A 25381-nucleotide genomic window follows, 5' to 3' on the forward strand; every position below is an offset into this window, starting at 1 on the left:
CGGCTCACGATTGTCGGACAACAGGAATTGGCTGGATCATCAGGATCCGGTTACAGGAACCAGTATGCGAATCAATGATCGCGCTCGACTGATTTCGCTTCACATTGCCGAAGCCTGGCGGCAGATGCGGCAGACGGCTGCCGTTTTGACCCCGCCATTCGTTCTCCTGGGTCGTTTCCGGATCAATCGTGTGGTTGTTGCACCGACCGATCTGAGGGCGGTTGATTCCTTCGTCGCCGAAGAAATTCTCAACGGTCGCTATCCGCTTGCCGGTCGGGTTCTCGATGCCGGGCAGCAATCCCCGTTTGAACTGGAGCTGCCGTCTGTGCAATTTGCGCGGCGTCTCCATGGTTTCGGCTGGTTGCGGCATGTTCGTGCCGACAAGAGCAGTGTTGCCTGCAACAATGCCCGCTGGATTACGGATCAATGGATTGGCCTTCATGGCAATCGCACTCGCGGTCTGGCCTGGGACAGCGAGGTCGTTTCGCGGCGTATCATCAGCTGGCTATCCCATTCGCCGGTCGTGCTTCAGGATGCCGATGCCGGGTTTTATCGTCGGTTTACAGCTTCCCTCGGTCAGCAGGTGCGTTTCCTCCAGCGGCGCGTCGATTCACTCCCGGAGGGATTGCCCCGTCTGAAGGCGCGCATCGCAATTGCCATGGCATCCATTGCCGCGGAAGCCCGTCCAGCCGCCGTGCGCCGTGCCGGCCGTTTGCTCGACCGGGAACTGGAACGGCAAGTCTTGCCGGATGGGAGCCACATTTCTCGCAACCCGCAAGCTTCGGTTGATTTGCTCTTCGACCTCCTGCCGCTGCGCCAGAGCTACATCAACCTCGGTCACGACGTACCATCCAAGCTGATCCCCGTGATCGACCGGATCTTTCCGGCGGTCCGCTTCTTCCGGCACAGCAGTGGTGATCTTGCCTTGTTCAATGGGGCCAGTTCCTCGCTTGCAACAGATCTGATGAGTGTCTTGCGCTACGACGAGACATCCGGCCAACCGTTCAAGGCCTTGCCCCACGGCGGCTTTCATCGATTGTCGGCCGGGGATACGGTGATCCTCGTCGACACCGGAAAGCCGATTTCGGCCCGGCTGTCGACAACAGCTCATGCTGGCTGCCTTTCGTTCGAGCTGTCTTCCGGGCGCAACCGTTTCATGATCAACAGCGGATCGCCCAGGTTTGCCGGAGAGCGGTTGCGGCAGCTTGCCCGTACCACGGCGGCGCACAGCGCCGTCTGCATCGGCGATATGTCGTCTGCGCGCATCGCGCATTCCTCCCATCTCGGCCCCATCATCGTGGCTGGTCCATCGCGGATTGAGGTTGATCGCCAGACGGGCCCCGATGCCAGCGATCGTCTCTCCGCCCGGCACGACGGCTATGTTGAGCGTTTCGGCGTCTTGCATGAGCGGGAAATCCGCATCAACGAGCAGGGCACCAAGATTGCCGGTCGCGATCGTCTTCTCCTGCCTGATGGGCTTCCGACACCGAACCTGCCCGGTGCCGAAGTCGTCGCGCGTTTTCACATCCATCCGTCGATCACTGTCGAGCGTTCCGACGATCGCAAAGTGCGTCTCGTCGCACCCGATGGGGAAAGCTGGTCCTTCTCCATTCCGGTCGGTGAGATCTCCGTCGGAGAGGACGTATTCTTTGCCGATGTCTCCGGCATCCGGCCGTCGCAACAGTTGGAGATCGTCTTCCAGGGGCCGGAAATACGCTGGTTTCTGGCGCATCACGCCTAATGGCAGCGATCTTGCAGTTTCCTCACACATGAAGCTGTGCTAGGCGGCGGCATCGCGCCCGCTGCCGATTGTCCGGGCGCCCGCCAGCTCGGAGTGAACCCATGGCCGTCGTATCCAAGAAGATCCCCGCCCCTGACCTCGTGCGCGTGCGTACCGCGCTTCTTTCGGTGTCCGACAAGACCGGCATCGTCGAGTTTGCGCAGGCACTGCACCAGCGCGGTGTTCGCCTGCTGTCGACGGGCGGCACCCACAAGACGCTTGCGGCTGCCGGTCTGCCGGTGATCGACGTTTCCGAAATCACGGGTTTCCCGGAGATCATGGATGGGCGCGTAAAGACGCTTCATCCGCTCGTTCACGGTGGCCTCCTCTCGATCCGCGATGATGCCGAGCATGTCGAGGCCATGAAGGCGCATGGCATTGAAGCCATCGACCTCTCGGTCATCAATCTCTATCCGTTTGAGCAGGTCCGTGCGGCGGGTGGCGATTATCCGACGACCGTCGAGAACATCGATATCGGTGGCCCCGCGATGATCCGCGCTTCCGCAAAGAACCACGCTTATGTCACCGTCGTCACCGACGCTGCCGATTACGCCGAGGTGATTGCTGCGCTTGGCGAAAACGATGGACAGACGACCTATACGCTGCGTCAGCGGCTGGCTGCCAAGGCCTATGCCCGTACGGCTGCCTATGACGCCGCGATCTCGAACTGGTTTGCCGAAGCGCTCGAGATCGATATGCCGGCCTACCGCGTGGTTGGCGGCGTCTTGAAGGAAAAGATGCGCTACGGCGAGAACCCGCACCAGAGCGCTGGCTTCTACGTGACCGGCGAGAACCGGCCCGGTGTCGCCACGGCCACCCTGCTCCAGGGCAAGCAGCTCTCCTACAACAACATCAACGATACGGACGCTGCCTTCGAACTGGTCGCCGAATTCCCGCCGGAGAACGGCCCGGCCTGCGCGATCATCAAGCACGCAAACCCCTGCGGCGTTGCCACCGGCTCGAGCCTTGTCGAGGCTTACAAGCGGGCACTCGCTTGCGACAGCACCTCGGCCTTCGGCGGCATCATCGCGCTAAACCAGATCCTCGATGCTGAGACGGCGCAGGAAATCGTCAAGCTCTTTACCGAGGTTATCATTGCGCCAGAGGTGACCGATGAAGCCAAGGGCATCATCGCGGCCAAGCCGAACCTGCGCTTGCTGACGACTGGCGCCCTGCCCGATCCGCGTTCGCATGGCATCATGGCGAAGACCGTCTCCGGCGGCCTGCTCGTCCAGAGCCGTGACAATGTCATGGTGGAAGATCTCGACCTGAAGGTCGTGACCAAGCGCGCGCCGACGGCGACCGAACTCGAAGACATGAAGTTTGCCTTCAAGATCGCCAAGCATGTGAAGTCGAACGCGGTGATCTATGCAAAGGATGGCCAGACGGCCGGTATCGGCGCTGGCCAGATGAGCCGCGTGGATTCGGCTCGCATTGCCGCTCTGAAGGCCGAGGATGCCGCCAAGGCACTGGGACTTTCCGAGCCTCTCACCAAGGGTTCGGCGGTCGCTTCAGAGGCCTTCTATCCCTTCGCAGATGGCCTGCTGGCCGCCATCGCCGCGGGTGCTACGGCCGTCATTCAGCCAGGTGGCTCTATGCGGGATGAAGAAGTCATCGCCGCTGCCGACGAACACGGCGTTGCCATGGTCTTTACGGGCGTTCGCCACTTCCGCCACTGAAGACGATCGAGTTTGGACAGAGAAACGGCCGGTGGAGCGATCCGCCGGCCGTTTCTGTTGTCATCGGTCTGTAGCCGGATATCTGGTCGTCCAGAGCATCAGCAACCCGCCTATCAGGAAGACCAGCAAGGTGGCCATGCCGGCACGCGCCGAACCCGACCATGCGGTGACGACAGAGAAGCTAAGCGTTGCAAGAAAGCTCGTTGCACGCCCAGACAGGGAATAGATGCCGAAATAGCGGCCCGCCTCATGGAGTTCCACGCTGCGCGCCAGATAGGAGCGCGACGAGGCCTGGACGGGGCCGAAGGACATCCCGATCAGCAGGCCATAGAGGATATAGGCCTTCTCTGCCGGCGTGGCGAAGAGACCTTCCGTTCCGGTGATCGGCAAGCTCACGAGCCCGAAAAGGGTGAAATCGACGCCTGTCGAGATGATGCCGAATGTCGCGAGAATGAGCATGACCAGGCTCACGAGAACGACGACCTTCGAGCCGAGTGCTCTGTCGACGCGGCCGGCGACGAGGCAACCGAAGATGGCGACGACGTTGAGGATGATGCCGTAAATCCCGATCTCCATCGTCGACCAGCCGAACATGGCGGCGGCGAAAACGCCGCCCAGAACGAGCAGGCCGTTGACACCATCCTGATAGATCATGCGCGCGATCAGGAAGCGCAGGATATTGGTGCGGTGGCGTAATTCCCCAAGCGTCGAGCGGATTTCCCGGAGCCCCGAGCGAACGGCAGCCCCCAGCGGCTTTCCCTTGGCCACATCCGGCGTGAAGAAAAACATCGGCAGGATGAACAGGAAATACCAGACCGCTGAGATCGGGCCCGTGATGCGGGCGTCTTCGCCGGCTGCAGGATCCAGTCCGAAGAGAGGATCGAGCCCGATCAGCGTTTTACCCGTCGTGGGGCTGCCGGCCAGGAAAAGAACGACAAAGATCAGAACGATGATGCCGCCCATGTATCCCATGCCCCAGGCGATGTTGGAGACGCGACCGACATCCTGCTGACTGACCAGCCGCGGCATCATGGAATCGTTGAAGACGATGGAAAACTCGGCGGCCACGCTCGCCAGGATGATCAGGAGCATCACCAGAGCGACGGATGATCCGGGCGCTGCAGTCCACAAGAGCGCGAGGCACAGGATCTTGATGAACGCGAAGAAGGCAATCCAGGGTTTTCGTGCGCCGGATTCGTCGGCGATCGAGCCCAGGATCGGGGCAAGAACGGCGATGATGACGCCGGAAATTGTTGCCGCGTTGCTCCAGTCTGTCTGCGCGCTGACCGGATCATCCGTCATGCGCGACACGAAGTAGGGACCGAAGATGAACGTGGTCACGACCGTGAAGAATGGTTGTGCCGCCCAGTCAAAGAACATCCAGCCACGGACCCCCCTGTTAATGGGGTCGTGGCTGGTCTTTGTCACTGCACTTGTCGTCACGCACACCCCCACAGGCTATCAGGCCCGCGACAGTGTCACCTCACATGCTCTTGTGCAAGATCACCCAAAAGGCCGGCAGCGACTGCCAGTTTGGAAATGCTCGGCTCGCCGCTGTCGACGATCGAGGCCAGCTCCTTGCCGATGCGCTCGACACGGGTCTTGTCCGTCGCAATCCAGGCCTGAACCGGCTGGGCGTCCTTTCCGTGGCTGGTCAGAGCTGCACAAACGATCTGCCGGCGTGCCTGGCCAATCCGGTCCAGGCTGCGTGTCAGAGCCAGGCTGTCGTAGTGATCGGTCGTCTGGATCCGGCTTGCATTTTCGATGATGCGGCCGATCCGGAACGCTTCGGAGACTGCGAAGAAGCCACGCATCGCCGAGGCGAAGTCTGCTCCTGTTCTTTCCGCGATCTGCAGGATCTCCGGCAGAAGCTGCATGGTCTGCAGGTTGACGACGTCTGCCGCCAGTGCTGCCGGTGCGCCAGCTTCGGTCAGTTCCGTGATCTGGTCGTCGAAATGCTGACGGAGCGCTGTTGGCAAGGCTTTCTTGAACACTGGGGAAGCTGCCGCAACAGCGGCCGTCAGCTGGGACACGGCATCGCCGACCGATCCCTTGACCAGACCGGTGTCGATCAGAAGCCGGGTCATTGCCGTGTAGACGTCCGCAATGATCGCATAGAGCCGGTTCTGCGTGTGACCCGGCATCTTGGCATCCAGCGCGTCGATCTTGTCCCAGAGAGCGGATAGACCAAGGGCGTCGCGTGTTACCAGAGCGGCCTTGACGGCTTCATCTGGGGCGCTGCCCGTCGCATCGCAAACCGAAACCACGAAGCCCGGGCCTCCGCGGTTGATCGCGTGGTTGGCGAGAACCGTTGCAATAATCTCCCGGCGCAGGCGGTGGCCGGCGATGTCGTTCGCGAAGGCCTTGCGCATAGCTGCAGGGAAGTAATTAGCAAGCGTCGTCTCGCAATAGGGATCGTCCGGCAGATCCGACTCGATCAACTGGTCGAAGAGCACGATCTTCGCGTAGGACAGGAGCACACCGATTTCGGGGCGGGTAAGTGCCTTGCCGGAAACATAGCGTTCTGCGACGGCAGCAGAATCCGGCAGCATCTCGACCTTGCGGTTGAGACGCCCCATGCCCTCGAGATAATCCATCAGCCGGCTCAGTTCCTCCCGGTTGCCGGCGCCCTTGGCTTCGGTCAGGGAGATGGCCAGCGACTGCAGATAGTTGTTGCGCAGCACGAGGCCCGCCACTTCATCCGTCATCTCGGCCAGCAGCACGTTGCGCTTTTCGCGGGGCAAGCGGCCATCCTGCATCGCGGGGCTCAGCGCGATCTTGATGTTGACCTCGACGTCCGACGAATTCACGCCAGCCGAGTTGTCGATCGCGTCGGAATTGCAGCGTCCGCCGTTCAATGCATAGGCAATACGGCCCTTCTGGGTGACGCCCAGGTTGGCACCTTCACCGATCACCTTGGCGCGCACGTCAGTGCCATTGATACGGATCGCGTCATTGGCCCGGTCGCCGACGTCTGCATCCGTTTCCGCAGCAGCCTTGATGTAAGTGCCGATCCCGCCGAACCAGAGTAGGTCGACCGGTGCCTTCAGGATGGCCGTCATGATGTCCATCGGTGTCGCGGTCGTTGTTTCAAGCCCGATGGCAGTTGCGGCTTCAGGCGTGAGTTTGACGGACTTCTCGGCGCGAGAAATGATCATTGCGCCGGCCGAGAGGGTGGACTTGTCGTAGTCCTGCCAGCTGGAGCGCGGCAGGTTGAACATGCGCTTGCGCTCCGCAAACGAGATCGCCGGATCCGGATTGGGGTCGATCACGATGTCGCGGTGGTCGAATGCAGCGATCAGCCTGATCTTTTCCGACAGCAGCATGCCGTTGCCGAAAACGTCACCCGACATGTCGCCAACGCCTGCCACGGTGAAAGGCGTCGTCTGAATGTCAGTATCGATCTCGCGGAAGTGACGCTTCACCGTCTCCCAGCCGCCGCGGGCCGTGATGCCCATCTTCTTGTGGTCGTAACCTGCAGAACCACCCGAAGCGAACGCGTCGTCCAGCCAGAAGCCTGCTGCCTGGGCCAGACCGTTCGCCGTGTCGGAGAAGGTCGCCGTGCCCTTGTCGGCTGCCACGACGAAATAGGGATCGTCACCATCCGGGCGCAGCGTGTCGGCAGGCGGTGAAATCTCGCCACCGACGATGTTGTCGGTGATCGACAGGAGCGTCCGGATGTATGTCTTGTAGGCTTCCGTTCCGGCGGCAAGCCATGCCTCGCGGTTGGTTTGGGGCGGCAGGAGTTTCGGGAAGAAGCCACCCTTTGCGCCGACGGGAACGATGACCGCGTTCTTTACCTGCTGTGCCTTCACCAGGCCCAGAACTTCCGTGCGGTAATCCTGCGCGCGATCCGACCAGCGGAGGCCACCACGGGCAACCTTGCCGAAGCGCAGGTGTACGCCTTCCACTTCGACGCCATAGACGAAGATTTCGCGGAATGGGCGCGGCTCAGGCAGACCTTCGAGCTTGTGGGGATCGAACTTGAAGGCGAGCATCGGACGCTCGCTCTGCTGGTAGCCCTTCTGGAAGAAGTTGGTGCGCAGCGTCGCTTCGATCGCATTGATGTAGCGACGCAAAATGCGGTCTTCGTCCAGGCTCTTGACGTCGGTCAGCCTGCTTTCCAGCGTTTGCAGTAGTTCTGCGTGACGGCTCTTCCGGATTTTCTCCGCCACGGCAACATCGAAACGATTGCGGAAGAGCGCCACCAGATCCGAGGCGATGGCCGGATGCTTGGTCAGCGTTTCTGCCATGTAGGTCAGCGAATAGACTGCGCCTGCCTGGCGAAGATAGGCGGCATAGGCTCTGAGCACCGATGCCTCGCGGGCGCTCACGCCGGCAGCGAGGATAAGGCGGTTGAAAGAGTCGTTGTCGACCGCACCGGTGAAGGCGGCGAGGAAGGCTTCCTCGACCTGGCTCCCGTGCAGCTTGTTGTCGAAGTTCACGCCTTCCGGGATCTGCAGTTCCATGTCGTGCAGGACGATCGCTTGCTGCTCGTCTTTAGAGCCCGCGATGTCGATATCGAATGTGCGCTCGCTGATCACCCGGAAGCCGAGGTTTTCGAGTAGCGGCACGCGCCTGGAGAGCGGCAGATGGTCGCCAGCGTGGAAGATCTTCAGATAGAGCAGTGGCCCGTCTTCTGCCGCGACCTGATGGAATTCCAGCGAGAGCGGTGCGCCGGCCATGCAGGCCTTGATATGCTTCAGGTCGCTGACGGCTTCTTCAGGCGTGAAGGCTTCCTGGAAAGCCTGTCCGACATCGAGCGTCGGGGCTCCGGTGCCGGCGAGTGCTGCAAAGCGATCCGTCCAGCGGGCCGTGATTTCGCGCACGGCATCTTCAAGGGTCTGCTGCGGGATCTGAGGCGTTTCGCCTTCCCGACGGCCGATAATGATGTGAACGCGCGCTACGCCGCCTTCAGGAAAGGCCGGGTAGAAGGCGGACACATGTCCCTTGTAGACGGATTGGAAATAGAGCCCGATCTTCTCGCGGACCATGGAGTTATAGTCTTCGCGCGGTACATAGACGATCAGGGAGACGAAACGGTCAAAGTGATCGATGCGCGGCAAGACGCGGACGCGGGGGCGTTCAGACAGATCGTTGATCTGTTCGCAGAATTTGGCGAGGAGATCCGGCGTAATCTGGAAGAGGTCGTCGCGAGGATAGTTCTCGAGCGTATTCTGCAGCATGCGGCCTGAATGGCTGCGGGGGTCGAAATCGAAGTGGGACACCACTTTCTCGACCTTGGCGCGCAGGAGCGGGATTTGGTTGACAGAGCGCGTGTAGGCCGTGGCGGTAAAGAGGCCGACAATGCGCAATTCGCCGATGACCTTGCCATTCGGGCCGAAGCGCTTGATGCCCACATAGTCCATATAGGCACGGCGATGGACGACCGATTTGACGTTGGCCTTCGTGACGATCAGATAGTCTGGCCCCTGCAGGAATGCCAGGATTTCGGGTGTGGTCGTCACATGGTTCTGCCCCTGGCGAAGGACCAGGACGCTGGGGTCCGACAGGATACCGAGGCCGCTTCCCTTGTCGCGTTCCACCGTGGCGTCGGCGCCTTCGCCGGAATAGACGTATTCCCGCATGCCAAGGAAGGTGAAATTGTTGTTGCGCAGCCATTCCAGGAAGGCGACTGCCTCGTCACGTTCTGCTTCGCTTCTTCCGGCCGAGAGATCCCGCAGCTCCGAAAGCGTCCTCTCCAGGAGGTTGAGCATCGGCTTCCAGTCGGTGGCGGCCATCTTGACCTGGCCCAGCACGTGCTGAAGCCTCTGGACAAGCTCGGCCGACTGTTCTGCCGTGAGCGGTGCCAGATGGAGCTGGATGTAACTGACCTTGATTGCGCCTTCCGGATCCGAATCCGGGTTCGACAGCGAGATGTCGCCTCGCGGTGTCACAGCCAGGATAGGATGCACCGCCATGTAGATGTCGCGGTAGTGGCTGGTGACCTCTCCCATCAGGGAGTCGTAGAGGAAAGACTTGTTGTGATCGACGATGGAGAGAACGCTGACGGGGATCCCGCCGGGGCTGACACCTTCGATTGTCTCGATGCGGATATGAGGTGTCTGGCGATCCCAGGCAGCAATGTCGCTGGCCGCTCGCACCGATGCGCGCGCAAGCATCGCGTCGTCGTAGCGGTTGATGTCGTCATTGCTGGCTCTGCTGAAAATGACCGTTGGCGGGACAAATGCATGGTCGAGCCTGCGAGCCTCCTCCGTTGCTCTCTCCAGAAGCTCCTCGCGCTTCGTTTTCCCAGTCACGCCCATTGACCCCTCCGTAGCTCGCGTCGTTTCGCGTCATGTTCCCGCAAATGATTTGCGAAATTATGTATGGAACAGGAATATAAAGAATTCGGGCAAAAATATGCGGCCAGATTTATGTGATCCGAGAAATTTTCACACAGATCGGTCGTTGAACGCTTCGAATGCCGGATTTGAGAAGGGAATCACGCAAAATGCACGAAATGGCCAGGGGTGCTGTCATCGTCATATCCAGCCATGTTGTCCGCGGATCGGTCGGAAATCGAGCCGCGGTCTTCGCTCTGGAGGTCCTTGGTCATCCCGTCTGGGCACTTCCGACCATCGTCCTTCCCTGGCATCCGGGGCACGGACCGGCCACGCGGCTGCGGTTTCCGGACGATGATTTCGAAAGTGCCATCGACGATCTGATCCGGGCTCCGTGGCTTGGAGAAGTCTCTGCGATCCTGACTGGATATTTCGGCAGTCCGCGGCAGCCGGCGGCAGTGGCGCGATTGGTTCGCGCTGCCAAAGAGTGCAATCCGAAACTCACCTATGTCTGCGATCCCGTGATGGGGGATCTGGGCGGATTGTACATACCCGTCGAAACCGCAACTGCCATCCGTGATCACCTGATCCCGATCGCAGATATTGCGACCCCCAACCGCTACGAACTTCAATGGATGGTCGGCGGTGAATTGCTGAGCAATCCGCAGATCATCGACGCCGCCCTGTCGCTCGGACCGAAGCGCATGCTGGTGACTTCTGCCGTGCCGATGATGGCTGGAGGTACGGGCAATCTCCTGCTCAGCGGTCGCTCCGCGCTTCTGGCCGAGCACAGGTTGATCGACAATCCGCCGAATGGACTGGGTGATCTGCTGGCGGCCGTCTTCCTTGCCCGCCTGCTCGACGGTGTCGATGAAGAGACCGCGCTTCGCACTGCGACAGCCAGTGTCTTCGAGATCCTTGCCCGCACCGCCAAACGTGGAGGAGACGAACTTGCCCTGGAAAGCGATGCGTCCAGCCTCTCCACACCCATGGCGATGGTGCAGATGCGTCGTCTCATGCATCCGGCACAGCGCAAGCCCGTCCGCTCAGACTGATCGCTCAGGCAAACCTTGTTCCCGGTGTTGCAACGGCTGGTCACGCGCTGTAATCGGTAACAATGACCAGTTTTCCTCCCGCACTCCTCAACGGCTACCGCAATTTCATGGGTGGCCGCTACCAAGACCAGCGTGATCGTTACCGGGTTCTCGCCGAGCAGGGGCAGAAGCCCAATACGCTGGTGGTTGCCTGTTGCGACTCCAGAGCCGCCCCGGAGGTGATCTTCGATTCCATTCCGGGCGAACTTTTCGTGGTGCGCAATGTCGCGAACATGGTGCCGCCCTACGAGCCGGACGGGCAGTACCATTCGACATCTGCGGCACTCGAGTTTGCTGTGCAGGCGCTGAGGGTCCAGGACATCATTGTCATGGGCCATGGTCGTTGCGGCGGCATTCGGGCTGCACTCGATCCGAATGCGGAGCCTCTGTCCCCGGGCGATTTCATCGGGAAATGGATGAACCTTCTGGCGCCTGCCGCCGAGCAGATCCAGGGCAATGCCAATATGACCCCTGCGGAACGGCAGACAGCGCTTGAGCGCATCTCGATCCGCAATTCGATTGCGAACCTGCGGACCTTTCCGTGTGTGAAGATCCTCGAAGAGCGGGGGAAGCTGCGCATCCATGGCGCATGGTTCGACATCAGCAATGGCGAGCTTTGGCTGATGGATCCGAAGAGCCAGGATTTTGCCCGGCTGGATGTCGACGCGGCCGCCTGAGGGCGGGTGCGCTGTCTTACATCTCTGAGTAAGTATGCGGCGGCCCATCAGCCGCCGCATTGCGTTTGTTATTCTGCGTCGATCCGGGCCGCGATATGGGCAATCGCCTGCTGGTAGACGGTCGCGGCGTTCCAGCCCTGAATAGCGACAAAATTCGGCTCGCCCTGCTGGTAACCGGCGCCCGGCTGCCAGCCATGGCCGCGCAGGAAGTTCGCGGTCGAGGCAAGCGCGTCGGAACGCGAACGCACCATATCGATGTGGCCGTCGCCATCGCCGTCAACACCGTAGCGAACGACATTGCGCGGCAGGAACTGGGTCTGGCCGATTTCCCCGTGGGCGGCGCCCTTGGCGTTCACTTCGAGATTGCCGGCCTGCACGAGCTCAAGAGCGGCGTAGAACTGGTCGGTGAAGAACTCGCTGCGGCGGCAATCAAACGCCAGAGTGGCGACAGCCGACAGGGTGTGTTCCTTGCCGAGGAAGGAGCCGAAGCCGGTCTCCATGCCCCAGATGGCGATCAGCGGACCTGCAGGCACGCCATAGCGCTGCTCGAGACGGGAGAACAAAGCGGCGTTGTTCTTCTTCATCGTCTTGCCGCGATTGATGATCGTCTGGCCACCACGCTTCTGCATGAACTGATCGAAGGAGAGCTTGAAGCTCTTCTGGCCGCGGTCGGCGCTGATCGTACTGCGGCTGTAGCTCACGCTCGAAAAGACTTTGTCGAGCATGCGCGGGCTGAAGCCCTGGCCTTCGGCCTGCTGCTTGAAGGCAGCAGCCCATTCCTCAAAGCCGGCGGATGTATTGCTGCAGGCGGCCGCTGCCGCGGATTGCGTGCCGGCCAAAAGGGCGACTACGGAAACCAGGGCTGCCGACAGAGTGGAAGTCAGTCGCATTGATGCCTCATAACGGACTTTGAATGGGTACGAATCGGCGGCACCATGCCAGTGAAAGCGGATGCTGTCATCCATCTCACGCTAATGTATGGCGCCCGACCTCTCAAATCGGATCACTTTCAGCTGAAAGGTCCAGCTGAGGCTCCCGGGCCGAACCCGGAAGCCTTAGGATTGTTGTCTCAGGCGGCGGCGCGTGGCTTGATCAGCCCGCGATTGACCAGAAGCTCAGCAATCTGGATCGCGTTCAGAGCAGCGCCCTTACGCAGGTTGTCGGAGACGACCCATATGTTGAGGCCGTTTTCGACAGTTGCGTCTTCGCGGATGCGCGAGATGTAGGTCGCGTCTTCGCCGGCGCATTCGAGCGGGGTGATGTAGCCGCCGTTCTCATGCTTGTCGATGACCAAGCAACCCGGGGCGTCGCGCAGGATGTCGCGGGCCTGATCGGCGGTGATTTCGTTTTCGAACTCGATGTTGACCGATTCCGAGTGGCCGATGAAGACCGGTACGCGCACGGCCGTGCAGGTTACCTTGATCTTCGGATCGAGCATCTTCTTGGTTTCGGCCAGTACCTTCCACTCTTCCTTCGTATAGCCGTCTTCCATGAAGCTATCGATGTGCGGGATGACGTTGAAGGCGATGCGCTTGGTGAACTTCTTGGATTCGACCGGGTCGGCCACGAAGACAGCGCGGGTCTGGGTGAAGAGTTCGTCCATGCCTTCCTTGCCGGCGCCCGAAACGGACTGGTAGGTCGAAACCACCACGCGCTTGATCTTCGCGAAATCATGCAGCGGCTTCAGAGCCACGACCAGCTGGGCAGTCGAGCAATTCGGGTTGGCGATGATGTTCTTCTTCTTGAACCCGGCAATGGCGTCCGGATTGACCTCGGGCACGATGAGCGGCACTTCGGAATCGTAGCGCCAGGCCGAGGAGTTATCGATGACGACGCAGCCCTGCGCGCCGATCTTCGGCGACCACTTCTGGGAGATCGTGCCGCCGGCCGACATCAGGCAAATGTCGGTGTCGGAAAAATCGTAATTGTCGAGGTTGGAAACCTTGAGAACCTTGTCCCCGAAAGAGACTTCGGTGCCCTGCGAACGCGCCGAGGCGAGCGCCACGACTTCCGATGCCGGGAATCCGCGTTCGGAAAGGATGTTCAGCATTTCGCGACCGACATTGCCGGTGGCGCCTACGACTGCAATCTTGAAACCCATGTCTATGCTCTCTTTCTGTCTCTCCGCGGATGGTGAGGGGGAAGCTCGCGACAGGACGCAACCTTCCTTGTCCCCGGCCGTGCCGGGGAGAGAGCGGTGGCCGAAGACGTCAGACGGTTTTCGTCGTCGTTTTGGCCTTGGTCGTGGATGCAAGAGAATGGCATGCGCCGCCGGCAGCAGACTGCTGCAGGAGGTGGAAGACCGCAATGGGTTGCCCGAAAGCGTGCATGGACCGAATTCCTCTTCGCGGCGAGGGATTACAAGGTTTTCAGCGCGAGTCAAGCCGACAGGCCGCCGGCTTTGGCGAAAAGCGAATGTCGCTTGGCCGATCGCCGTGTCACCGTGACACCCAAAGGCTTGTCTGCCCTCTTTCATCATGGAAATAAGGACCATTCCGAACGGAGCAACTGCATGAGCCTCGACATACGTGACCTGACCCCCGACGATCTTTCAGAGGTGACGTTGATTTATGCCGATGCGGTGGCGAACGGAACGGCGAGCTACGAGCTAGTGCCTCCCGATCTTTTGGAAATGACCGAGAGATATCGAGCGCTCAAGGCAAAGGGCTATCCCTACCTGGCGGCTGTCGACGAGCAAGGTTCTCTTGCGGGTTACGCATATGCTTCAGCCTTCCGGACGCGTCCGGCCTATCGATGGCTGGTGGAGGATTCCATCTACATCCATCCATCCGCGCGTGGCCGGGGCGTGGGAAAGGCCTTGCTGAACGCGCTACTCGACCGCTGCGAAACAGCGGGCTTCCGACAGATGGTCGCGGTGATCGGCGGTGCCAGCGAGGCATCCATGGCGGTTCATCGCAGCTGTGGTTTCGAGTTTTCGGGCAGAATGGTGGGGACCGGTTTCAAGCATGGGCTCTGGCTCGATACCGTCTTCATGCAAAAGGCGCTGGGTGAGGGCAATACGACCTTGCCCGATCTTTCGACCTATCCTGGCGTGATGCCTTAAGCCTCAGTCCAGAGCTTTCAGCGCCTTGTCGAAGACCTTCAGAACCTGGCGGAGGTCATGCCCACGCTTGAGAATCCGTCCGTCCGTGCCGACCACGGAGAAGGCGCCCTGCTTGGCTGCAAGTTTCGGGTTCTTCTCGATCCGGTAGAGCGGATATTCGCCCGATCGCTTGAAGACGGAAAACACCGCCTTGTCCTTCAGGTGATCGATCGCGTAGTCGCGCCACTCGCCATCTCCGACCATGCGGCCGTAGATCCAGAGGATGGCGTCGAGTTCGCGACGGTGAAAGGTGACGGGTAGAGGGTCGAGCGATTGTCTGTAGACACCCAGGTCAACAACGGGAGTGGCGCTTCTGTCTGCACCCTCGTCGTCGCGGCGCTGCCCTTCCGGCTGCTCTGTCATCAATGCTCCACGAGCTCCGATTCATGACGGATGGGTGACAGTGTGCCTGACATGCCCGAAATTGCAAGCTTCGACGGACAGGCTCTGTCCGGAGCTGCCCTCCTTAGCGGCTTCGGCTGAGGAAGTGGCCAAGCAAAAGTTCGCGCAGGCGTGCTGCGATCGGCGACAGTCGTTTACCGCTTAAGGTGATGAGGTGGTACGGCGTCACCTCGATCGGTGTGTCCAGTCGGAGCGTCGTCAGATCGCCGACCGGCGTCTGCCGACAGAGAAGGTCTGAAACTTCCCGCGACATCGGCGCAATCGCGTTGGAGGAGGCGAGCATGGCAATCATCACCAGCAGCGAGGTCGTGTTGACGATGTTGCGGGGGATCGGGGCGCCTTCCTCGATGAAGACATTCTCGACCGCCTGACGCAGAGGCGTGCCAGGGGCCTGCATCACCCAGGGGAAATGCGTCATGTCCGAAATGTTCAGCCGGTCGACATTGACCAGGGGATGGCTGCGGTGGACGACGATCTCCACTTCTTCCATGGTCGCGCCTTCGACATGAAACTGCCTAGCGTCGATGCCGGCGGGGATGCGCCCCAGGACAAAGTCGTATTGGCCAGACAGGAGGTCCCGGATCATTTCGCCGCTGGGGGCGACATCGACGTGAATGTCGACGGTCGAGGCTTCTGCCTTCAGGGCACGAATGGCAGGAACGACGTGCCCGACGGCGCCGCCTGTGACCGCGCCAATCCTGACCTTACCCGTCAGGCCCCGCTGGATTGCTTCCACTTCTCTTGCTGCTTCGCGCATTTCCTCAAGCACGTTCAAAGCCCGGCGGGCGAGCGCGCTCCCGACAGCCGTGGGCTCCATGCCCTTCGGTGTGCGGACGAAAATTGGTGAGCCGACATAGCGCTCAATTTCCCCCAACATGCGGGAAGCCGCAGGCTGTGTCAGCGCAAGTGCCTGAGCGGCCAAGCTTAATTGACCGAGCTCCGCGATGGAGCGGATCAGGTTCAAATGCTTGGGCTGCAATCGGTGGATATGAATCTCGGCCATTAAGCACATATCAACTACGGTATGCAGAAAGTCAAAATAATCATTTGATCGGTATATTGGCCACGATAAGACTCGCCACGGAGCTGGGGGCTGCCGTGTCAGCCGTCCGTTCTTGTTTCAGCGAGTGCCAGGAGGAGCTTGGCCTCGCACGGTATGACCAGGGAGGTTACCATGAAGAAACTTGGCGCCCTGATTGCGTCGCTCGCAATCGGCATCGCATCATTCGCGCCCATGTCCTACGCACAGGACAAGGGTATGGTCGGCATTTCCATGCCGACGAAGACGTCGACCCGTTGGATCTCGGATGGCGAGACAATGGAAAAGCTGTTCACGGAAGCCGGCTACACTCCGGACCTGCAGTTTGCTGACGACGATATCCCGAACCAGCTCGCCCAGATCGAAAACATGGTCACCAAGGGTGCCAAGGTTCTCGTCATCGGCGCCATCGACGGCACCACGCTTTCCGACATCCTGCAGAAGGCTGCCGATGCTGGCGTCAAGGTCATCGCTTATGACCGCCTGATCCGCGACTCGGGCAACGTTGACTACTACGCCACCTTCGACAACTTCCAGGTTGGCGTTCTCCAGGCAACCAGCCTCGTTGACGGCCTGAAGGCGAAGTTCCCGGACACCAAGCCGTGGAACGTCGAACTCTTCGGCGGTTCGCCGGACGACAACAACGCCTTCTTCTTCTACGATGGCGCAATGTCGGTTCTGCAGCCCCTGATCGACAGCGGCGACATCGTCGTCAAGTCGGGCCAGATGGGCATGGATCAGGTTGGTACGCTGCGTTGGGACGGCACTGTCGCCCAGGCTCGTATGGAAAACCTGCTCTCCTCGACCTACACCGAAGACAAGCTGCACGGCGCTCTTTCGCCGTATGACGGTCTCTCGATCGGTATCCTGTCCGCTCTGAAGGGCGTTGGTTACGGTTCGGGCGACATGGTCATGCCGGTCGTTACCGGTCAGGACGCCGAGCTTCCTTCGATCAAGTCGATGCTTGCCGACGAGCAGTACTCGACCGTGTTCAAGGACACCCGCGAACTCGCCAAGGTCGCTGTTTCCATGGTTGACGCCATCATGGGCGGCAAGGCTCCGGAGATCAACGACGAGAAGACCTACAACAACGGTGTGAAGGTCGTTCCGTCCTACCTGCTGAAGCCTGTCGCTCTCGACAAGGCCAATGCCAAGGAAGTTCTCGTCGGCGCCGGTTACTACACCGCCGAGCAGATCGACAACTGATCCTTCGGATCGCATCCGGGTCCGCGACATGTCGCGGACCCATTTTCTATACGCATTGAGGGAGCTCGCGCCTCCAGCTGGATCTTTCGGGATCGCTGGCCTGGCGCCGGAATTCTGCACATGGACAACATCATTCTCGAGATGCGCGGCATCACAAAGACATTTCCCGGCGTGAAAGCGCTGGACAATGTCAGCTTCAAGGTGCGCGAGGGCGAGATCCACGCGCTGGTCGGCGAAAATGGCGCCGGCAAGTCTACGCTGATGAAGGTCCTGAGCGGTGTCTATCCCGCCGGCGCCTATGACGGCGACATCTTCTACGACGGCGAAGTCCGTCGCTTCGGCCGGATCTCCGACAGCGAAGAGCTCGGCATCATCATCATTCACCAGGAACTGGCGCTCGTGCCGCTCCTGTCGATCGCCGAGAACATCTTCCTCGGCAATGAAATCGCCCAGAACGGCGTGATCCACTGGCCCCAGACATTTGCGCGGACGAAAGAGCTGCTGGCAAAGGTCGGCCTGAAGGATGCGCCGTCGACACGCATCACCGACATCGGTGTCGGCAAGCAGCAGCTCGTCGAAATCGCCAAGGCCCTGTCGAAGAAGGTTCGTCTGCTGATCCTCGACGAGCCGACCGCTTCTCTGAACGAAACGGATTCGGACGCGCTGCTGACGCTGCTCATGGAGTTCCGCAAGCAGGGGATGACCTCGATCATCATCTCCCACAAGCTGAACGAAATCCGCAAGGTTGCTGACCAGATCACCATCCTCCGCGACGGCGGCACGGTCGAAACGCTCGACTGTCACACCCAGGAGATCACGGAAGATCGGATCATCAAGGGCATGGTCGGCCGTGACATGGAAGACCGCTATCCGAAGCGCGACCCCAAGATCGGCGACGTCCTCCTCGAGGTGAAGAACTGGAACGTCTTCCATCAGAACCACCGCGATCGCCAGTTCCTGCACGATGTCGCCTTCAATGTCCGCGCCGGCGAAGTCGTCGGTATCGCGGGCCTGATGGGGGCCGGACGGACCGAGACGGCGATGAGCATTTTTGGCAAGTCCTGGGGTCACAAGATCACCGGTGACGTCTCGATGCATGGGAAGCCGGTCGATGTTTCGACGATCCCGAAGGCGATCGAGGCCGGTCTTGCCTATGTGACGGAAGACCGGAAACATCTCGGTCTCGTGCTGCAGAACAACATCAAGGAAAACACCACGCTCGCCAATCTCGACGGCGTTTCCAGCGGCACGATCATCGATGACCGCAAGGAAGCCAAGGTGGCGTCCGACTATCGCCAGAAGCTCCGGATCCGGTCGCACTCGATCTACCAGGAGGCCGTGAACCTCTCCGGTGGCAACCAGCAGAAGGTTGTTCTGTCGAAGTGGCTGTTCACGAACCCTGAGATTCTGATCCTCGACGAGCCGACGCGCGGCATCGACGTCGGGGCGAAGTTTGAAATCTACACCATCATCAACCAGCTTGCCGCCGAAGGTAAGGGCATTCTGATGATCTCGTCGGAAATGCCCGAACTGCTCGGCACCTGCGACCGCATCTACGTCATGAACGAAGGACGCATCGTCGCGGAACTGTCCAAGGAAGAAGCAAGCCAAGAGTCCATCATGCGTGCCATCATGCGCTCTGGGGAGAAACACTAATGGCTATCGACACAAGAACCGAAACCCCCAAGGTCTCCGTAGGCGACTATCTGCGCAACAACATCCGCGAATACGGACTGCTGCTCGCGCTCGTCGTCATCATGCTGTTGTTCCAGTTCCTGACCAATGGCGTTCTGTTCCGTCCGGTCAACATCACCAACCTTGTGCTGCAGAACTCGTTCATCGTCATCATGGCGCTCGGCATGTTGCTGATCATCGTGGCGGGGCACATTGACCTCTCGGTCGGCTCGATCGTTGCCTTCATCGGCGGCATATCGGCGATCATGCTGGTCAAATGGGGCTGGCATTTCTCGCTGGTCGTGCCGCTGTGTCTGGTGCTCGGTGGTGTCATGGGTGCTGCCCAGGGTTACTGGGTCGCCTATCAGAAGATCCCGTCCTTCATCGTGACGCTCGCCGGCATGCTGGTTTTCCGCGGCCTGACCTATGTCGTGCTGCAGGGTCGCCCGATCGGTCCCTTCCCGAAGGAATTCACGCTGCTGTCGACCGGCTTCATCCCGGACTTCCTGCCGCTGACCGATGTAGCGACCACCGGCATTGCCAACCATGTTGCTATCATTCTGATCGTGCTTCTCGTCGGTATGGCGATCTATAACGGCATGAAGAACCGCCGCCTGAACGAAGAGCATGGCACCGAAAACGAACCTTTCGTGTTCTTCGCCGTGCAGATGGGCATCATCAGCGCAGTTGCGATCTTCCTCGGCTATCAGCTCGCCACCTATCGCGGCCTGCCGAACGTGCTCGTCGTCATGGGCGTTCTCATCGCGCTATATTCCTTCGTCACCACCCGCACCACGATCGGTCGACGCATCTATGCGCTCGGCGGCAATGAAAAGGCTGCGAAACTTTCCGGTATCAATACCGAAAAGCTGGTGTTCCTGACCTTCGTCAACATGGGCGTGCTTGCAGCTCTCGCTGGCATGATCATCGCGGCTCGCCTCAATTCGGCGACACCGAAGGCGGGCGTCGGGTTCGAGCTCGACGTTATCGCGGCCTGCTTCATCGGCGGCGCCTCGGCGTCCGGCGGCGTTGGCAAGATCACCGGTGCTGTCATCGGCGCCTTCATCATGGGTGTCATGAACAACGGCATGTCGATCATGGGTATCGGCATCGACTACCAGCAGCTCATCAAGGGCCTCGTGCTTTTGGCTGCTGTCTTCTTCGACGTTTACAACAAGAACAAAGCAGTCTGAGGATAGGCTTATGTTTCTCTCGCAATTGAAGACTGGCGGCGTCATCTGCCGCCAGGGTGAGGCCGCGCGCCTTGTCCCAGGTTACAAAACCACTTACGAACTCGCGAAGGCAGCCATTGCTGCCGGCACCGATGTAGCGACCCTCATCGAAAAGCAGGGTGCTGGCGATGCCGTCGATCTCGTCGCTCTGGCGGCCGAAGGCAAGCTCGACTGCCCCGTGCGTCATCCTGATCCGGCTCACATGTACCTGACGGGTACGGGCCTGACACATACCGGTTCGGCATCTGCCCGTGACAGCATGCATGCGGATACCGCTGGCATGAGCGATTCCATGAAGATGTTCCGCATGGGCATGGAAGGCGGCAAGCCGAAGCCCGGCGAAATCGGCGTTCAGCCGGAGTGGTTCTACAAGGGCAACGGCTTCAACGCGGTCGCTCCTGGCGAAGATCTCGTCTCGCCATCCTTCGCGCTCGATGGCGGTGAAGAGCCTGAAATGGCTGGCTACTACATCATCGGCGAGGACGGCACCGCGCATCGCCTCGGCTTCTCCGTTGCCAACGAATTCTCCGACCACGTGACCGAGAAGATCAACTACCTCTTCCTCGCACACTCCAAGCTGCGTCCGGCCTCCTTCGGTCCGGAACTGCGTGTCGGCGCCCTGCCCGATCACGTCGAAGGCATTTCGCGCATCGTGCGCGCTGGCCAGACCGTCTGGGAAAAGCCGTTCCTCTCGGGTGAGGCCAACATGTCCCACACGATCGCGAACCTGGAGTATCACCACTTCAAGTATGCGCTGTTCTGCCAGCCGGGCGACCTGCATGTCCACATGTACGGGACGGCTACGCTTTCCGTCGCGGATGGATTCGTCACGCAGGAAGGCGATGTCTTCGAAATCGAGTCCCCGCAATTCGGTCTCCCACTGCGCAACCGCCTGGCAAAGGCTGTTGCGGAGACCGTCAAGGTGAAGATGCTCTGAGCGGATCGGTCAACCGACCCGCCCATTTCCCAGAGACAGGACGAAAGCCATGAGCAAGTTCAAACCGGCGGCCTGGCCGCGCCAACTGAGATCCCAGCATTGGTATGGCGGGACATCCCGCGACACGATCTATCATCGTGGCTGGATGAAGAACCAGGGCCACCCGCACGACCTCTTCGACGGTCGCCCGGTGATCGGCATCCTGAATACCTGGTCCGACCTCACCCCCTGCAACGGCCACCTGCGTGAGCTCGCTGAAAAGGTGAAGGCTGGTGTCTGGGAAGCTGGTGGTTTCCCGGTCGAGATCCCGGTCTTCTCGGCCTCCGAAAACACCTTCCGCCCGACGGCGATGATGTACCGCAACCTTGCGGCGCTCGCTGTCGAAGAAGCCATGCGTGGCCAGCCGATCGATGGTGCTGTCCTGCTGGTCGGCTGTGACAAGACAACACCGTCGCTGGTCATGGCGGCTGCTTCGACCGACCTTCCGTCGATCGTCGTCACCGGTGGCCCGATGCTGAACGGCTATTTCCGCGGCGAACGCGTCGGGTCCGGCACGCATCTCTGGAAGTTCTCCGAAGCCGTGAAGGCTGGCGAGATGACCCAGGAAGAATTCGTCGAAGCCGAAGCTTCCATGTCCCGCTCCAGCGGCACCTGCAACACGATGGGCACTGCTTCGACCATGGCGTCGATGGTTGAAGCCCTCGGCATGGCACTCTCGGGCAACGCCGCGATCCCGGCTGTCGACAGCCGCCGCAAGGTGATGGCTCAGCTTTCGGGGCGCCGGATCGTGCAGATGGTCAAGGACGACCTGAAGCCCTCCGACATCATGACCAAGGAAGCCTTCGAGAACGCGATCCGCGTCAACGGTGCGATCGGCGGCTCGACCAACGCCGTGGTGCATATCCTCGCGATGGCTGGCCGCGTCGGCATCGATCTGACGCTCGACGACTGGGATCGCCTCGGCCGCGACATCCCGACGATCGTCAACCTGATGCCGTCGGGCAAGTACCTGATGGAAGAGTTCTTCTATGCTGGCGGTCTGCCTGTCGTCATCAAGCGTCTCGGCGAAGCCGGCAAGCTGCACAAGGATGCGCTCACCGTCTCTGGCGAAAGCATCTGGGACGAGGTCAAGGACGTTCGCAACTGGAATGAGGACGTCATCCTGCCGGTCGACAAGGCACTGACCCAGCAGGGCGGTATCGTCGTTCTGCGCGGCAACCTCGCGCCGAAGGGCTGCGTTCTGAAGCCGTCGGCCGCTTCTGCCCATCTGATGAAGCATCGTGGCCGCGCCGTGGTCTTCGAGGACATCGACGACTACAAGGCGAAGATCAACGACGAGGCGCTCGATATCGACGAGACCTGCGTCATGGTGCTCAAGAACTGTGGTCCGCGCGGCTATCCGGGCATGGCCGAAGTCGGCAACATGGGTCTGCCGCCGAAGGTCCTGCGCAAGGGCATTACCGACATGGTCCGCATTTCGGATGCGCGCATGTCCGGCACCGCCTATGGCACCGTTCTTCTGCATACCTCGCCGGAAGCGGCGCGTGGTGGCCCGCTCGCCATCGTGCGCGACGGCGACTTCATCGAGCTCGATGTCGAATCACGCCGCATTCACCTCGACATCTCGGAAGAAGAGATGCAGCGCCGTCTTGCAGACTGGCGCCCGTCGGTTGAGCCGCCGGCCAGCGGTTATGCCCGCCTCTTCCACGATCACGTTGAGGGTGCCGATACGGGTGCCGACTTCGACTTCCTGAAGGGCTGCCGCGGTTCGCCGGTCGGCAAGGACGCACACTGAGGACCTCGACGATGGCAGATCGTATTCCGCTCGCGCTTGTCGGTATCGGCAAGATCGCCCGCGACCAGCACATCCCGTCGATCGAAGGCGGTCAGGACTTCGTCGTTGCCGTCGGCGTCAGCCGTCACGGCAAGGTCGAGGGTGCCGAGAACTTCACCGACTTCGATGCGTTTCTGGCCGCGCGTCCTGATATCAAGGTCGTGTCGCTCTGCACCCCGCCTGAAGTGCGCTTCGACATGGCAAAGGCTGCGATTGCAGCAGGCCGCCATGTCCTGATGGAGAAGCCGCCGGCCACCACCCTGGGTGAGGCAGAGGCTCTGACCGAGCTTGCTGCCAAGGCTGGCGTGACGTTGTTTGCCACATGGCACTCGCGCTTTGCGCTTGGTGTCGAGCCGGCTCGGCAGTGGCTTTCCGACAAGGTCATCCAGTCGATTTCGATCGTCTGGAAGGAAGACGTGCGCCGTTGGCATCCCGGCCAGGCCTGGATCTGGGAACCGGGTGGCTTCGGCGTTTTCGATCCGGGTATTAACGCACTCTCCATCCTGACGGAGATCGTGCCTGGCCACATCATGGTGGAAAAATCCACCCTGGAGTTCCCGGAAAACAAGAAGCAGCCGATCGCCGCTTCCATCGCCATGCGGACCGTCGAAGGCGCGCCAATCACGGCCGAATTCGACTGGCGACAGGAAGGGCCGCAGACGTGGGATATCACAGTCCAGACGAATGCCGGCGAGCTGCGTCTTTCAAAGGGCGGTTCGGAACTCTATATCGGGGGTAGGGAACAGGCGTCCGGCCCGGACCGCGAATATGCGGGAATCTACGAACGCTTCGCCCATCTCATCCGCTCTCGCCAGAGCGATACCGACTATCAGCCGCTGCGCATCGTGGCGGATTCGTTCCTTTGCGGGGAACGAAAAGTCGTCGCTCACTTCGAAGACTGAAATCAAAAGGAGGCCCATCCCATGGCCTATACACCGACTGGAAAACACCTGATCGCCGGCAACTGGGTTGCCAGCACGGATACTTTCACCTCGTCGCCTGCCACGGGCTCCTCCCACACCTTCTCGAAGGGCACCCCTGCCCTCGTCGATCAGGCGGTGAAGGCCGCTGAAGAGGCATTTGAAACCTTCGCCTACTCGACGCGCGAAGAGCGTGCCGCCTTCCTCGACGCCATCGCCGAGGAAATCGATGCACGTGGTGACGCGATCACCGAGATCGGCTCCCAGGAAACCGGTCTGCCGGAAGCACGCCTGATCGGCGAGCGTGGCCGCACCGTCGGCCAGCTTCGCCTCTTCGCCGCCCATATCCGCAAGGGCGACTATCTCGACCGTCGTCACGACGAAGCCCTGCCCGATCGCAAGCCTCTGCCGCGTTCGGATCTCAGGATGGTCCAGCGTCCGATCGGCCCGGTCGCCGTCTTCGGTGCCTCCAACTTCCCCCTCGCCTTCTCCACGGCTGGCGGTGATACGGCAGCGGCACTCGCTGCTGGCTGCCCTGTCGTCGTCAAGGCGCATGATGCCCATCCGGGCACCGGTGAAATCGTCGCCTCCGCGATCGATGCTGCCATCAAGCGCTGCGGCGTGCACCCGGGCGTTTTCTCGCTCGTTCACGGCGGCAGCCGCGACGTCGGCCAGGCGCTGGTTCAGCATCCGCTGATCAAGGCTGTCGGCTTCACCGGCTCGCTCGGTGGTGGCCGCGCTCTCTTCGATCTCTGCGCGCAGCGTCCGGAGCCCATCCCGTTCTTCGGCGAGCTCGGCTCGGTCAACCCGATGTTCATGCTGCCCAAGGCCATCGCCACCCGTGGCGAAGCCATCGCCAAGGGCTGGGTCGGTTCGCTGACCATGGGTGCCGGACAGTTCTGCACCAATCCGGGTATCGTCGTGCTGCTCAAGGGCGCCGATGCGGACAAGTATGTCGAGACGGCGACGGAAGCTCTCTCGGCCGTTGGTCCGCAGACGATGCTGACGGATGGGATCGCTGATGCCTACCGTAAGGGTGCCACCAAGATCGCCGGCACCGAAGGTGTTCGTTCGGTTCTCACCTCGACCTGCGACCTGCGCAATGCCACGCCTTACCTGTTCCAGACGACGGCCAAGGACTGGCTCGACAACCATGTGCTCGGCGAAGAAGTGTTCGGTCCGCTCGGCCTGATCGTTATCGCCGAGAGCGAAGACGAAATGGTCGCCATGGCCCGCAGCCTTTCCGGCCAGCTGACGGCTTCGATCCATCTCGCCGATGGTGACGAGACGCTTGGCAAGCGCCTCATGCCGATCCTGGAGCGCAAGGCGGGTCGTGTGCTTGCCAACGGCTTCCCGACCGGCGTCGAAGTGGCTGATTCCATGGTTCACGGTGGCCCCTACCCGGCTTCCACGAACTTTGGCGCCACGTCTGTCGGCACGCTCTCGATCCGTCGCTTCCTGCGGCCGGTCTGCTTCCAGGATATTCCGGCGGCGCTTCTGCCGACCGATCTCGCCTGAGG

General features: G+C 60.8%; 18 protein-coding genes. 12 read left to right on the forward strand and 6 right to left on the reverse strand.

What is annotated here, in order from left to right; all coding sequences use genetic code 11:
- Positions 1-64: 64 nt before the first annotated feature.
- Positions 65-1741 carry a heparinase II/III family protein gene (locus AC02Y0_RS19160; protein ID WP_476380518.1) on the forward strand — a complete coding sequence of 559 codons (1677 nt, stop codon included), beginning with the start codon at positions 65-67 and terminating at the stop codon, positions 1739-1741.
- A gap of 101 nt (positions 1742-1842) precedes the next feature.
- A complete protein-coding gene (purH, locus tag AC02Y0_RS19165) occupies positions 1843-3459 on the forward strand; it encodes a bifunctional phosphoribosylaminoimidazolecarboxamide formyltransferase/IMP cyclohydrolase (RefSeq protein ID WP_476380519.1) in 1617 nt (538 codons plus the stop codon).
- 60 nt (positions 3460-3519) lie between these two features.
- Here purH and AC02Y0_RS19170 read toward each other — a convergent pair whose 3' ends face one another.
- Positions 3520-4839: an MFS transporter gene (locus AC02Y0_RS19170; protein WP_476384086.1), complete on the reverse strand. Its 1320-nt coding sequence runs from the start codon at positions 4837-4839 to the stop codon at positions 3520-3522.
- 98 nt (positions 4840-4937) lie between these two features.
- On the reverse strand, positions 4938-9725 hold the full coding sequence (locus tag AC02Y0_RS19175; RefSeq protein ID WP_476380521.1) for an NAD-glutamate dehydrogenase: 4788 nt from the start codon (positions 9723-9725) through the stop codon (positions 4938-4940).
- 188 nt (positions 9726-9913) lie between these two features.
- Between AC02Y0_RS19175 and pdxY the strand changes: the two genes are divergently transcribed.
- The gene (gene pdxY, locus AC02Y0_RS19180) at positions 9914-10798 is read left to right on the forward strand and encodes a pyridoxal kinase PdxY (protein ID WP_476380523.1); all 885 of its coding nucleotides are present in this window, start codon (positions 9914-9916) and stop codon (positions 10796-10798) included.
- 62 nt (positions 10799-10860) lie between these two features.
- On the forward strand, positions 10861-11514 hold the full coding sequence (locus AC02Y0_RS19185; RefSeq protein WP_102021178.1) for a carbonic anhydrase: 654 nt from the start codon (positions 10861-10863) through the stop codon (positions 11512-11514).
- 68 nt (positions 11515-11582) lie between these two features.
- Here AC02Y0_RS19185 and AC02Y0_RS19190 read toward each other — a convergent pair whose 3' ends face one another.
- Both AC02Y0_RS19190 and AC02Y0_RS19195 read right to left on the reverse strand, forming a co-directional pair.
- On the reverse strand, positions 11583-12404 hold the full coding sequence (locus AC02Y0_RS19190) for a lytic murein transglycosylase (protein WP_444556763.1): 822 nt from the start codon (positions 12402-12404) through the stop codon (positions 11583-11585).
- 179 nt (positions 12405-12583) lie between these two features.
- Entirely contained in the window at positions 12584-13615 is a 1032-nt protein-coding gene (locus AC02Y0_RS19195) for an aspartate-semialdehyde dehydrogenase (protein ID WP_476380526.1), read from the reverse strand.
- Between the two features lie 411 nt (positions 13616-14026).
- On the opposite strand from AC02Y0_RS19195, the gene AC02Y0_RS19200 reads away from it, so the two are divergent.
- Positions 14027-14578, forward strand: coding sequence for an N-acetyltransferase family protein (locus tag AC02Y0_RS19200; RefSeq protein WP_476384087.1), 552 nt, complete (start codon positions 14027-14029; stop codon positions 14576-14578).
- Between the two features lie 3 nt (positions 14579-14581).
- Here the strand turns inward: AC02Y0_RS19200 and AC02Y0_RS19205 are convergent, their stop codons facing one another.
- Together AC02Y0_RS19205 and AC02Y0_RS19210 are read right to left on the reverse strand one after the other, a co-directional pair.
- Positions 14582-14980 (reverse strand): DUF2794 domain-containing protein, encoded by a 399-nt coding sequence (locus AC02Y0_RS19205; protein WP_476380528.1) that lies wholly within the window; start codon positions 14978-14980, stop codon positions 14582-14584.
- Between the two features lie 103 nt (positions 14981-15083).
- The gene (locus AC02Y0_RS19210) at positions 15084-16022 is read right to left on the reverse strand and encodes a LysR family transcriptional regulator (protein ID WP_102021174.1); all 939 of its coding nucleotides are present in this window, start codon (positions 16020-16022) and stop codon (positions 15084-15086) included.
- 171 nt (positions 16023-16193) lie between these two features.
- On the opposite strand from AC02Y0_RS19210, the gene chvE reads away from it, so the two are divergent.
- From chvE to AC02Y0_RS19245, 7 genes are all read left to right on the forward strand, one after another.
- Positions 16194-17264: a multiple monosaccharide ABC transporter substrate-binding protein gene (gene chvE / locus AC02Y0_RS19215; RefSeq protein ID WP_444556766.1), complete on the forward strand. Its 1071-nt coding sequence runs from the start codon at positions 16194-16196 to the stop codon at positions 17262-17264.
- A gap of 120 nt (positions 17265-17384) precedes the next feature.
- Entirely contained in the window at positions 17385-18920 is a 1536-nt protein-coding gene (gene mmsA / locus AC02Y0_RS19220) for a multiple monosaccharide ABC transporter ATP-binding protein (RefSeq protein ID WP_476380530.1), read from the forward strand.
- Positions 18920-20131 carry a multiple monosaccharide ABC transporter permease gene (mmsB, locus tag AC02Y0_RS19225; RefSeq protein WP_102021171.1) on the forward strand — a complete coding sequence of 404 codons (1212 nt, stop codon included), beginning with the start codon at positions 18920-18922 and terminating at the stop codon, positions 20129-20131. The genes mmsA and mmsB overlap by 1 nt, the downstream gene beginning before the upstream one ends.
- A 10-nt stretch (positions 20132-20141) precedes the next feature.
- The gene (gene araD1, locus AC02Y0_RS19230; protein WP_476380532.1) at positions 20142-21107 is read left to right on the forward strand and encodes an AraD1 family protein; all 966 of its coding nucleotides are present in this window, start codon (positions 20142-20144) and stop codon (positions 21105-21107) included.
- A gap of 49 nt (positions 21108-21156) precedes the next feature.
- Positions 21157-22902: an L-arabinonate dehydratase gene (gene araD, locus AC02Y0_RS19235; protein ID WP_476380534.1), complete on the forward strand. Its 1746-nt coding sequence runs from the start codon at positions 21157-21159 to the stop codon at positions 22900-22902.
- Positions 22903-22913: 11 nt separating this feature from the next.
- Positions 22914-23843 (forward strand): Gfo/Idh/MocA family protein, encoded by a 930-nt coding sequence (locus AC02Y0_RS19240; RefSeq protein WP_476380536.1) that lies wholly within the window; start codon positions 22914-22916, stop codon positions 23841-23843.
- Positions 23844-23864: 21 nt separating this feature from the next.
- Complete coding sequence (locus AC02Y0_RS19245) at positions 23865-25379, forward strand: aldehyde dehydrogenase (NADP(+)) (RefSeq protein WP_476380538.1); 1515 nt, start codon at positions 23865-23867, stop codon at positions 25377-25379.
- Positions 25380-25381: the final 2 nt, after the last annotated feature.

The organism is Allorhizobium sp. nf9_anc, from assembly GCF_056323085.1.